The following is a 10468-nucleotide window of genomic DNA, read 5'->3' as shown; positions in this document are numbered from 1 at the left end:
CTTCGCCGGTAACGAAAAGGGGCTAATCGTGCCCGCGGACCGGAGAAAGAGCCTTCGCCGGTAACGAAAAGGGGCTAATCGTGCCCGCGGACCGGAGAAAGAGCCTTCGCCGGTAACGAAAAGGGGCTAATCGTGCCCGCGGACCGGAAAAACGGGCCCGCCCGGTCATCAAAGCATGAGAATTACGCCTACGCTCCTTTTTAAAACTTCTGCAAACCTTCCTGTTCACTAAAAGCACAAATTCTACTAACAAAAATTGATAGAGACAACGATACATTCGGATTTAGAATCATTTCATATATTAATAGTATTACTAGAAAGAAGGTGAATACTATTATGGGCTATAAAAAGGATGAGAATAAGCATCATCATAATCACAGTGATAAAAAGCACCACCATCATCATCAAAAAGACTGCCACAAAGACAACCACAAATATTCCTATAAACACAGCGGCAAAGACTGCCACAAAAAAGAAGAGTCAAAAAAATATTTTTGTAAATACTGCAAAAAATACGAAGTAACTTATGTAACGTTCATCAATAATGGAAATCTCGCAAAAGATAAGGGCTGGATTAAAGCTGAGACCGGCGGGCAAATTGCCGGTAAAGGCGGGCAGAACGCAAACCAAGGTGGTCAGGTGACGAAAAAAGGCGGGCAAAACGCTAACCAAGAAGGGAAAATCTCTAAGAAATCCCGCAAAAGCAGCGGAAAAAGAAAGAGCAACAAGAAAGACAAACATTGTGACGAATATTAATTAAGTTTTTCCCTTTCCCCTAAAGCGCGATAATATAAAGAAAACTTGCCGATTGGCAAGCCTTTAATAGGCGTAGCCAGAGGCTTAGCTGCCCTTATGTGCGTCAGAAAGTTATACTTTCTGATTAACTAAGAAAACTACCACGGTATACGGGACCGTGGTAGTTTTCGTTTATTTAAGGGGTCAGACCCCTCAATAAGTTGGCGGTGTCACGATCCAGATCAGTTCGCATGTTTCGGCACCTGTATTTTTCCAGCCGTGCAGCACTCTGCTTGAGAAGGTGATCGTATCTCCTTCATATAGAACATAATGATCTTCGCCGACTGTGATGTCGATATCGCCTTTCAAGACGACGATACATTCCTCGGCAATATCATGGGAAAAAAGTTCACCGCTCCCGCCGCCGGGTTCAATCTGGCTGTAAGTGACCTCCAATTTACCGCCCAGCCCGGTGAGCATGAAATCGACTGCTTTTCCATCAGGGTAGGCTAGTTTCCGGCGGTCGGCCTTTCGGGTTACTACTGTAGATTGTTCTTGGTCCGGGATGGCGTTATCGTTTTGCTCAAAAAGCTCGGCTAAATTAATCTTTAATACACTAGCGATTTTTTGCAAAGAGGCGATAGATGCCTTAGTTAATCCCCGCTCAAATTGGCTGATAAAACTGGATGTAAAGCCAGTTTCTTTTGCAACAAGGTTAATTGTAATGCCTTTGGATTCACGGATGGCCCTTATTTTCTCGCCAATTATCTTTTGTTGACTTTTTTCCATAACTAAAAAATCCCCCTTGACGGAATTGTTAAAATTAATATATAATTCACTTATACTTAATTAACTAATACTTAATATGAAGTTTTAACCATTTTAAGTATATCAGAAATGACTTCATACGGAGGAGTGAAACGACAATGAAATTCGGTATTTTCGCAAATCTTGCAGGCCCCGGCAGACATGATGAATTCGATAAGGTACTGGATGAAGCAAGGGAGCAAGCTGTTTATTGTGATAAGGCGGGATACGACTCCATTTGGTATACGGAACACCATTTTGGCCATGAAGGAAATGAATTGATTCCGAATCCTATTTTAATGGGGGCGGATATTGCGGCACGGACGAAGCGGATCAGAATTGGCCAAGCCGCAAATGTCATTACATTTTGGCACCCGCTGCGCTTGGCTGAAGACATTGCCATGCTTGATCAAATGAGCGGAGGAAGGGTGGATATCGGTCTCGCCCGCGGATTATACGGCCGGGAAGCAGCCAACTTAAATGACCTGGCGGATCCTAAGAACCAAGAACAGAACCGCGCCCTGTTTGAAGAAACTTTAGACATTTTAAAGAAAGCGCTGTCAGACCGCTTTTTCTCGCATAAAGGCCGGTTTTATAACTTTCCTCCAGAAGGATTGAAATGGAGCCATCCGATGAGCCCGCCGTCATCAGAATTTATGGATATGGAAAAAGAGGAAATCAACAAAATCGCATTGACGCCAAGGCCATATCAGACCCCCCACCCGCCATTATGGCAAGTGATCGATTCACCTCGCTCGATAAAAAGGGCTGCTGAACAAGGGATAAACGGGATCTTTTGGATGCCGACTGTAAAGGAATTAAAGCAGCGCTTCGAGCTTTATCGGGCCATACTGTCAGCATCGCGCGGCAAGGAAGCCACGCTCGGTGAAGGCTTAGCATTAGTCCGGGATGTCTATGTCGCCGATACGATGGAACAAGCGCGTGAAGACGCGGCCGAAGCTGTGTTAAACAATTACCGCTGGGTATGCCATTGGAGGGGCCTCGGCAATCTGATGGATCCAGGGGAAGACCCGGCAGGCAAAGAGCTGACCTACGACTTTTTGCATCCGCGAAATCTGCTTTTTGGCACACCGGAATATGTCTCAGAGAAAATTCAAGAGCTGCATGATGAGCTGAATGTGCAGAACTTATTGCTTTGGGTCAATCATAACGGGCTCGGGCACGACAAGATCATGAAGAGCTTAAACCTATTTACCGAGAAAGTCATGCCGAAATTTAAAGAAACAACATTCCAATTTAACTAAGAGGAGGCTATATCAATGTTAGAAGTGCGAAAAACATTCACAGCAATTGAAAAGACGTTTATCGAGGGCGGCAAAGAGGTTGAAACACCGGTGAAAATGGTTGCGGCCATTGCGGTTATAAAGAATCCGTGGGCAGGGAGAGGCTTTGTTGAAAACTTGAAGCCGGAAATCGATGCCTATGCACCGGAACTTGGGAATTTATTAGTTGAAGCATTACTGAGTGAAGTGGCTTCGCCGGACGATGTTGAAGCTTTCGGAAAAGCGGCCGTTGTTGGCGTGGACGGTGAAATTGAACACGCCTCAGCCTATATCCATACTTTGAAATTCGGAAATAAATACCGTGATGCGGTGAAAGGGTCAAGTATTTTGAGCTTTACGAATAAGCGCGGCGGCGCAGGGACGGCGATTACGATTCCAATGGTCCATAAGACGGACGAATCGCAGCGCTCTCACTATATTACCTTTGAAACGGCCATTCCTGATGCTCCCCGTGCCGATGAAATCGTTGTAGCGATTGGCGCTTCGACTGGAGGGCGTCCTCATCCGCGGACAGGCAACCGCCATCAAGATATGAAGGAAATGGGGCTCGTGTAAACATGCCGGCAGCAACCTATGGGGGACACCTGTTTCAATATGAGGAAAAGGGGACCGGCGTGCCTCTTATTCTGTTACATGGTGTCGGGCTCGATCACACGATGTGGGATGAGCAAATCGATGGCTTGTCACAACATTATAGAGTGATTGCGTATGACATGCCTGGGCATGGCGGGTCTGAACACCCGCCTGCACCCCATACACTTCCACAGTATGCAGAGCACTTAGCAGCCCTTATGAATTATTTAGACATTGACCGTGCTCATATCGTCGGCTTTTCGATGGGCGGGATGGTGGCGCAAAGCTTTGCGGTCAGCTATCCGGCAAAGGTTGACACGCTGACGATTATGAGCGCTGTCGCTGACCGGCCGGAGGAAAAGCGGGAAGCTGTCTTGTCAAGGGTTGCGGAGGTTAAGGAAATCGGGCCAGCCCAGACGATTGAACCCGCCATCCAGCGCTGGTTTAATCAAACGTTTGTTGAAAAAAATCAAGAGGTTGTCGGACGGATCCGCTGCCGGCTGCAAAGAAATGACCCTGAATCCTATCTCGCGGCCTACACCCTTTTTGCGACGGCTGATCAGGAATTGTGGCCAATGCTCAGCGGGATCAGCCAGTCCGCTTTAATCATGACGGGCGAGCATGACATGGGATCGACGCCAGAGATGGCGGGGGCTATGGGGCGGAAAATCAGGCAGTCAACATTAGCGATTATCCCTGGCGTGAAGCATATGCTCCCGATCGAGGCGGCGGAGGTCGTCAATGAAAGGATTCATCGGTTTATCATGGAACACGAGTGTAAGGAGGCGAAAGAATGTCACAATTAAAAGAATATCGCATGTATATCAATGGGGAATGGACAGAGTCAGAAGGCGGCAATTATTTTGAAAGCTATAACCCGGCAACAGGTGAAGCATGGTGTAAAGTGCCAAAGGGAACAGCCAAAGATGTCGATGCCGCCGTTAACGCTGCAAATCAAGCTTTCTTAGGTTCCGAGTGGGGCGACATGACTTATACCGAGAGAGGGCGGTTAGTCCGCAAGTTAGGTGAGCTGATTTCCGAAAATGTCGATGAGCTCGCGGCATTCGAAACAGCGGATAACGGCAAGCTGATCAGGGAAATGCGCGGACAGCTCAGCTATATGCCAGAGTTTTTCTATTATTACGCTGGCCTTGCTGATAAGATCCATGGTGAAACGCTGCCGATTGATAAAAAGGACATGTTTGTCTTTTCTGCAAGAGAACCATTAGGCGTGGTTGCCGCCATCACACCGTGGAATTCACCGCTTTATTTGACAACCTTGAAGCTAGCTCCGGCGCTTATAGCGGGAAACACGATTGTCATCAAACCTTCTGAGTATACGTCAGCCTCACTCTTGGAACTTATGAAACTAGCGGAAAAGGCCGGGTTTCCTCCCGGTGTGATCAATGTGGTGACAGGCTTTGGCGACCCTGTGGGTGATGCGCTCTCGTCCCATCCGCTCGTTAACCGGATTGCCTTTACCGGCGGTGCCGAATCTGCCCGTCACGTCGTTCGCAATTCGGCAAAGAACTTTGCCAAAGTGTCGCTCGAACTCGGCGGAAAGTCACCAAACATTGTCTTTGATGACGCGGATCCGGATAATGCGGCAATGGGCATTATTGCCGGGATATTCGGGGCTTCAGGTCAGAGCTGTGTCGCGGGATCACGTGCTTTCTTGCATGCCGATATTTACGATAAAGTCATGGAGCGGCTTGTTGATCGGGTGTCGAAAATTAAGATTGGGGATCCCCTGAACGATGAAACTGAAATGGGGCCGCTGGCGACCGAGGCCCAGCTGGAACGTGTCAAACACTATGTGGCAGCCGGCCTTCAAGAAGAAGGCAACATTGTTTGCGGCGGCAAAACGCCCGCTCATTGTGAGAAAGGCTGGTATTTTGAGCCGACGATTTTCGAGCATAAGACAAACACATCCAAGATAACTAGGGAAGAAATTTTTGGCCCGGTCCTAAGCGTAATCCCTTTTAAAGAAGAAAAAGAAGTGATTGAGCTTGCTAACAGTACGGATTATGGGCTGGCAGCGGGTATTTGGGTGAAAGACATTGCCAAAGCGCACCGGGTTGCCAAAGCGATTCGCGCCGGGATTGTCTGGATTAACACCTACCGCAGCATCTCGCCAATTGCTCCGATCGGCGGATCAAAATTGAGCGGGTTTGGCCGTGAAGGCGGTTTTGAGTCCATTTATGATTACACACAAACGAAGACGGTTTGGATCAACACGTCGACCGCGCCGATGCCCGATCCGTTTATCATGAGATAATTTTTGTATATGGGAGGTGTTCTAATGAAGCTTTTAGGCATTTCAGGGACAATCACCGGTTCGAAAACAGAGATTGTCGTTCAAGAGGTTTTGAAGAAGGTCAAACAGCTTCATCCTGAGGTGACGGTGGAGTTCCTGAATCTCAAAAACTATGATTTGCAGTTTTGCGATGGCCGTGACCCGGCAGCATATACGGGAGATACAAGAGAGGTGATTGACGCCATTTCTTCGGCAGATTTTTATGTGATAGGCACGCCGATTTTTCAAGGCTCCATGACAGGAGCGTTAAAAAACCTGTTTGACTTAGTCCCGGTGAGCGCCATGAGAAATAAGGTGATGGGATTCGTCGCGACCGGTGGAACCTTTCAGCATTATTTAGTAATAGAAAATCAATTAAAACCGATCGCCGGCTTTTTCCGCTCCTATGTTGCGCCAAGCTATGTGTATGTTAATGATCATCATTTTAATGAAAAAAAGGAACTGACGGATCCTGATGTCAACACGAGAATTGCCCACTTGGCGGAAGAAGTCGTTTTTATGCATAGGGCATTAAGGATGCATCAATTCGCGGGTTAAGAAAAATGATTATGATAGATAAACCCCTCAGGCCATGTTAGCCTGAGGGGTTTACTTTGCAAAATAAAAAAATTAAAAGACAATCGTTTTATTTTGATAGACGATGACACGATCCTCCAAATGCAGCGAGACAGCATCAGCAAGGACATCCCGCTCCGTTATTCTCCCTATCCTTTTAAGTTCATTGGTATTATTTTTGTGGCTGACTTCCTTAACGCCTTGTTTGATGATCGGGCCTTCATCCAGGCTGTTTGTCACATAATGTGATGTCGCGCCGATGATTTTCACACCGCGTTCGTAAGCCCGTTCATAGGGTCTCGCTCCCATAAAAGCCGGCAAAAACGAATGATGGATATTGATAATCTTATTTGGATAATGGACGACAAATTCAGGTGACAGGATCTGCATATACCGGGCCAAGACGATGAAATCAACGTTGTGCTCCTTCAACAATGCGAGCTGTGTTTCTTCAGCAGCCTGCTTATTCGTTTTATCGATCGGTATATAGTGGAAGGGGATATCCAGTGCTTCCACATCGTCCCGCAGCTTGGGATGATTGGAGATCACGAGGGGAATATCCGCAACAATGTCACCTGAGCGCCAGTGCCAGAGCAGCTCTAAGAGGCAGTGGTCCTGCTGTGAAACAAAAATCCCCATCCGCTTAATATGATTCGCATAAGAAAATCGCCAGTCCATTTGAAACCTTTGGGCGACCCCTTTAAATTTTTCCTCTAGCTTATTTGGCTCTATCATTTCTAATAGTTCGAATTCAATCCGCATGAAAAAAATACCGCCCGAAGGATCTGTAGAGTATTGATCGGATTGAATGATATTTGCCTGATTTTCATGCAAAAAGTGAGATACAGCCGCTACAATGCCCGGCTGATCCTGACAAGAAATTAACAGCCTGACGCGATGTTTGTGATTTTCAAGAAAAGATGTGTGTTGATGTGTTGCCATGTTCTATTTCTCTCCCTTTTTTCTCGATGTTTGTCCTATTATATTATGATTCTTTTGAAAAGGAAAACTCTTTTTCGCTGGATAAGAAATCATAAAATGGGTGGCGGGCTCGACTGGCGCGGAAGTGGAGCGTGCCCCATCCGTGGTGGCGCGAGCGGGCCGAGGTGGAGCGAGCCCCCACAAATGGCCCGTGCTCCGCCAAAAAGTGGAATGAGCCCCGATCAAAATGGAGCGAGCTCCGTCCAAAGTGGCGTAGACACACGTCCAAGACGCAGTGCCCCGCGGAATCGACGCAGAAGTCGCCGAAGAGGACGCAATCGTCAGCGGGAAGGACGCAGTCATCGCCCGGGAAGACGGGGTCCCCATGTTTAAGACGCAGTGTCCCGCGAAATCGACGCAGAAATCGCCGAAGAGGACGCAGTCACCGCCCGGGAAGACGCGGTCCCCATGTTTAAGACGCAGTGTCCCGCGAAATCGACGCAGAAATCCCAGAAAAGGACGCAATCACCGGTCAGGAAGACGCAGAACCCCCTCCCAAGACGCAGTGTCCCGCAAAATCGACGCAGAAGTCGCCGAAGAGGACGCAATCACCGGTCAGGAAGACGCAGAACCCCCTCCCAAGACGCAATGTCCCGCAAAATCGACGCAGAAATCGCCGAAGAGGACGCAGTCATCGCCCGGGAGGACGCAGAACCCCCTCCCAAGACGCAATGTCCCGCAAAATCGACGCAGAAATCGCCGAAGAGGACGCAGTCATCGCCCGGGAAGACGCAGAACCCCCTCCCAAGACGCAATGTCCCGCGAAATCGACGCAGAAGTGGCCGAAGAGGACGCAATCATCGCCCGGGAAGACGCAGAACCCCATCCCAAGACGCAATGTCCCGCGAAATCGACGCAGAAGTCGCCGAAGAGGACGCAATCATCGCCCGGGAAGACGCAGAACCCCCTCCCAAGACGCAATGTCTCGCGAAATCGACGCAGAAATCGCTGAAGAGGACGCAATCACCACCCGGGAGGACGCAGAACCCCCTCCCAAGACGCAGTGTCCCGCGAAATCGACGCAGAAGTGGCCGAAGAGGACGCAGTCATCGCCCGGGAAGACGCGGTCCCCATGTTTAAGACGCAGTGTCCCGCGAAATCGACGCAGAAGTGGCCGAAGAGGACGCAGTCATCGCCCGAGAAGACGCGGTCCCCATGTTTAAGACGCAGTGTCCCGCGAAATCGACGCAGAAATCGCTGAAGAGGACGCAATCATCGCCCGGGAAGACGCAGAACCTCCTCCCAAGACGCAATGTCCCGCGAAATCGACGCAGAAGTGGCCAAAGAGGACGCAATCATCGCCCGGGAAGACGCAGAACCCCCTCCCAAGACGCAATATCCCGCGAAATCGACGCAGAAATCGCTGAAGAGGACGCAATCACCACCCGGGAGGACGCAGAACCCCCTCCCAAGACGCAATATCCCGCGAAATCGACGCAGAAATCGCCGAAGAGGACGCAATCACCGGTCAGGAGGACGCAGAACCTCCTCCCAAGACGCAGTGTCCCGCAAAATCGACGCAGAAATCGCCGAAGAGGACGCAATCATCGCCCGGGAGGACGCAGAACCCCCTCCCAAGACGCAATGTCCCGCAAAATCGCCGCAGAAGTCGCTGAAGAGGACGCAATCAACACCCGGGAAGGACGCAGAACCCCCTCCCAAGACGCAATGTCCCGCAAAATCGACGCAAAAATCCCAGAAGAGGACGCAATCACCGGTCAGGAGGACGCAGTTCAATTCTAGGCTTCCCGCTTCAGCATTTTCAAAAGCAGCCCCAAGCTCCGACTGGGGCTGCTTAAAGTGTGCAGCTGTTAAAAAGCGAGTGATATATATTTTATTTCTAAAAATTCCTCAATCCCATGATGCCCGCCTTCTCTGCCTAAGCCGCTTTCCTTGAAGCCGCCAAATGGCGCTTGGGGGACGGAAGGGAGCCCGTCGTTAAGCCCGACAATCCCGTATTCAAGCTGTTCGCTAATGCGGATGGCCCGTCCGATGTTTTCGGTAAAGACATAAGCCGCGAGTCCATATGGGGTGTCGTTCGCTCTGGCAATCGCTTCCTCCTCAGTCTGAAAAGCGGCAATGGGTGCCAAAGGACCGAATGTTTCTTCAGTCATACACATCATTTCTTCCGTTACCCCGGATAATACCGTTGGTTCAAAATAAAATCCTGCATCAGCATCCGCTTTCTTTCCGCCGGCTTCGATCCGAGCCCCTTTATCGATGGCATCTTGGACATGCTGTTCTACTTTTTCCACAGCACCTTGGTCGATGAGCGGGCCAATGTCAGTTGCTCCATCCAGTCCATCGCCGATTTTCAGCTTGGCCACGGCCTCAGCAAGCTTTACTGTGAACCCAGACGCTATTGATTCCTGAACATAGACACGGTTTGTGCAGATACAGGTTTGCCCGGCATTTCGGAACTTTGAACCTATTAGGCCTTCAATCGCTTTGTCCACATCGGCATCATCCATTACGATAAAGGGGGCGTGGCCTCCGAGTTCAAGAGACACCTTTTTCATCGTGCGGGCGGCGCCTTGCATTAATTGTTTACCCACCTCGGTCGATCCGGTAAAAGTCAGTTTTCTGACTCTGTCATCTTTTAACCATGCCTCGCCAATTTCTTTTGAACGGCCTGTGACAACATTGATAACGCCCTTAGGGAAACCAGCCTCCTCAGCAAGCTCGGCCAGCTTTAAAGCCGTAAGAGGGGTCTGGCCTGCTGGTTTCACGACGACCGTGCAGCCTGCTGCTAGTGCCGGGGCAACCTTTCGGGTAATCATCGCCGCGGGAAAGTTCCAAGGTGTAATCGCTGCTACGACACCGACCGGCTGCTTCTGAACGAGAATGCGTTTATTAGGATGGGAGGCGGGAATCGTTTCCCCGTAAATCCGTTTGCCTTCTTCGGCATACCATAGATTAAATCCGTTGGCGTAATTGACCTCACCGATAGCTTCTTTTAAAGGCTTTCCTTGTTCAAGCGTCATGATTTTCCCGATAGCTTCCTTGTTTTCATCTATGAGCCTGTGCCAGTTTAATAGCAGCTCGCTGCGTTCGCCCGCTGTTTTTTTGGACCATGTTTGAAAGGCCTCGTAAGCAGCATCTGCGGCATGTTCCGCTTCTGCCGTTCCGCCCTTCGGAACCGAAGCGATTTTCTCATGATTAGCAGGATTGATCACATCCATTTTCTCTAGTCCTT

Annotated in this window: 9 protein-coding genes; 6 read left to right on the top strand and 3 right to left on the bottom strand. The window is 49.4% G+C overall.

Annotation, left to right across the window (positions count from 1 at the left end; translation table 11 throughout):
• Positions 1-336 precede the first annotated feature (336 nt).
• Positions 337-756, top strand: coding sequence for a hypothetical protein (locus EV207_RS14405; RefSeq protein ID WP_132746856.1), 420 nt, complete (start codon positions 337-339; stop codon positions 754-756).
• A 192-nt stretch (positions 757-948) separates the two neighbouring features.
• Here the strand turns inward: EV207_RS14405 and EV207_RS14400 are convergent, their stop codons facing one another.
• Positions 949-1524 (bottom strand): helix-turn-helix domain-containing protein, encoded by a 576-nt coding sequence (locus EV207_RS14400; protein ID WP_132746855.1) that lies wholly within the window; start codon positions 1522-1524, stop codon positions 949-951.
• Positions 1525-1661: 137 nt separating this feature from the next.
• Here EV207_RS14400 and EV207_RS14395 point away from each other — a divergent pair, with 137 nt between their 5' ends.
• Genes EV207_RS14395 through EV207_RS14375 form a run of 5 tightly spaced genes read left to right on the top strand, consistent with a single transcriptional unit; the run spans position 1662 to position 6273 of the window.
• Positions 1662-2807, top strand: coding sequence for an LLM class flavin-dependent oxidoreductase (locus tag EV207_RS14395; RefSeq protein WP_132746854.1), 1146 nt, complete (start codon positions 1662-1664; stop codon positions 2805-2807).
• 15 nt (positions 2808-2822) lie between these two features.
• A complete protein-coding gene (locus EV207_RS14390; RefSeq protein ID WP_132746853.1) occupies positions 2823-3401 on the top strand; it encodes an amino acid synthesis family protein in 579 nt (192 codons plus the stop codon).
• Positions 3402-3403: 2 nt separating this feature from the next.
• Positions 3404-4225, top strand: a complete 822-nt coding sequence (locus EV207_RS14385; RefSeq protein ID WP_132746852.1) for an alpha/beta fold hydrolase — start codon at positions 3404-3406, stop codon at positions 4223-4225.
• A complete protein-coding gene (locus EV207_RS14380) occupies positions 4213-5697 on the top strand; it encodes an aldehyde dehydrogenase (protein ID WP_132746851.1) in 1485 nt (494 codons plus the stop codon). The genes EV207_RS14385 and EV207_RS14380 overlap by 13 nt, the downstream gene beginning before the upstream one ends.
• A gap of 24 nt (positions 5698-5721) precedes the next feature.
• Positions 5722-6273, top strand: a complete 552-nt coding sequence (locus EV207_RS14375) for an NADPH-dependent FMN reductase (RefSeq protein ID WP_132746850.1) — start codon at positions 5722-5724, stop codon at positions 6271-6273.
• Between the two features lie 72 nt (positions 6274-6345).
• Here the strand turns inward: EV207_RS14375 and purU are convergent, their stop codons facing one another.
• Both purU and EV207_RS14365 read right to left on the bottom strand, forming a co-directional pair.
• Entirely contained in the window at positions 6346-7233 is an 888-nt protein-coding gene (purU, locus tag EV207_RS14370) for a formyltetrahydrofolate deformylase (protein ID WP_132746849.1), read from the bottom strand.
• A 1850-nt stretch (positions 7234-9083) separates the two neighbouring features.
• On the bottom strand, positions 9084-10454 hold the full coding sequence (locus EV207_RS14365; RefSeq protein WP_243647090.1) for an NAD-dependent succinate-semialdehyde dehydrogenase: 1371 nt from the start codon (positions 10452-10454) through the stop codon (positions 9084-9086).
• Positions 10455-10468: the final 14 nt, after the last annotated feature.

The sequence above is a fragment of the Scopulibacillus darangshiensis genome (genome assembly GCF_004341035.1).
In the GTDB taxonomy this organism is placed as follows: Bacteria; Bacillota; Bacilli; order Bacillales; family Sporolactobacillaceae; genus Scopulibacillus; species Scopulibacillus darangshiensis.
The sequence above is the reverse complement of the archived record's forward strand: the minus strand, read 5'-3'. Positions and strand labels throughout refer to the sequence as shown.